Below are 784 nucleotides of genomic sequence, written 5' to 3'. Positions count from 1 at the left end.
CCTGGCGCACGGCGCAGCGATGGGCAACCTCTTCGCCTCGCCGTCCGCGCAGCAGGTCTACAACGTGGCCAAGCGTCGGACAACGGCGGTGGCGTGCTCCTGGGCTACGGCAACTACGCCGGGGATGTCCTGCATTTCACCCAGGCGCAGGAGAAGCTCCGCAAGGAGGGAATCGACTGCCGCAGCATCGCCGTGACGGACGACATCTCCTCCGCCCCCGCAAGCGAGATGCACAAGCGCCGGGGTATTGCCGGGGACCTGACGGTCTTCAAGGTCGCCGCCGCAGCCTCCGAGGCCGGCTACACCATGGACGACGTCGTGCAGATCGCCGAACGCGCCAACCACCGCACCCGTTCCTTCGGCGTCGCGTTCACCGGGTGCACGCTGCCCGGCGCGGAGCGGCCGCTCTTCACCGTCCCCGAGGGCCGGATGGCGGTGGGCATGGGAATCCACGGTGAACCAGGCATCGGCGAAACGGACATCCCGACGGCGGATGAGCTCGCCGAGCTGATGGTCGCCAAGCTCCTTGCCGAAATCCCCGAGGGTGTCCAGATCAGTGGTGCCCGCGTCGTCCCGATCCTCAATGGCCTGGGCAGCGTGAAATACGAAGAACTGTTCGTCGTGTACCGCCGCGTCGCGCAGCTCCTCGCTGAGGCAGGACTCGAGGCTTTGGATCCGCAGGTGGGCGAGCTCGTGACCAGCTTCGACATGGCAGGCACATCCTTGACCCTCTTCTGGCTGGACGAGGAACTCGAACAACTCTGCTCGCGCCGGCCGACGCGCC

The 784-nt window shown here is 67.1% G+C and carries 1 pseudogene; it reads left to right on the top strand.

Annotation, left to right across the window (positions count from 1 at the left end):
• Positions 1-784 (top strand): annotated as a pseudogene (locus AHiyo1_RS09880) (dihydroxyacetone kinase subunit DhaK); the annotation flags it as partial.

The sequence above is a fragment of the Arthrobacter sp. Hiyo1 genome (assembly GCF_001263615.2).
GTDB lineage: Bacteria > Actinomycetota > Actinomycetes > Actinomycetales > Micrococcaceae > Arthrobacter.
This window is presented reverse-complemented; position numbering and strand designations above follow the sequence as displayed.